The organism is Pseudoalteromonas sp. PA2MD11, from assembly GCF_017808125.1.
GTDB lineage: Bacteria > Pseudomonadota > Gammaproteobacteria > Enterobacterales > Alteromonadaceae > Pseudoalteromonas > Pseudoalteromonas simplex.
In genome coordinates this window covers 1-603 of record NZ_JADKNF010000048.1, presented here as the reverse complement: position 1 = coordinate 603, position 603 = coordinate 1, and the positions used below count along the sequence as shown (strand labels likewise).

Annotated in this window: 1 rRNA gene; it reads right to left on the bottom strand. The window is 43.0% G+C overall.

Going from position 1 to position 603, the window contains the following annotated elements:
- Nucleotides 1-338: 338 nt before the first annotated feature.
- Nucleotides 339-603, bottom strand: a 16S ribosomal RNA gene (locus ISP07_RS20450); the annotation flags it as partial.

Below are 603 nucleotides of genomic sequence, written 5' to 3'. Positions count from 1 at the left end.
GTCCTTCATCGCCTCCAACTGCCAAGGCATCCACCGTGTACGCTTAGTCACTTAACCATACAACCCAAACGGGTCTTTGTTAGTGACAGCTGTTAACTTCGCCAGAAGTTAATTCATCAAATAATGATGAGAATACTAAAGTAGATACCGATTAATCATTGCTGATTAACTGGCATATTTTTTACTTTTGAAAACTCTTTATAGATACGAATATCTATAAGAATTTTAATATCAGCTTTCCAAATTTTTAAAGAGCATATTAATTAGATAAACCAAGCGGTTTAGCTAACTAACAATCATCTGTGTGGACACTACGAACAAATAAGTTCTAAATCGTATAAGGAGGTGATCCAGCCCCAGGTTCCCCTAGGGCTACCTTGTTACGACTTCACCCCAGTCATGAATCACTCCGTGGTGAACGTCCTCCCGAAGGTTAGACTATCCACTTCTGGAGCAACCCACTCCCATGGTGTGACGGGCGGTGTGTACAAGGCCCGGGAACGTATTCACCGCGTCATTCTGATACGCGATTACTAGCGATTCCGACTTCATGGAGTCGAGTTGCAGACTCCAATCCGGACTACGACGCACTTTAAGTGATTC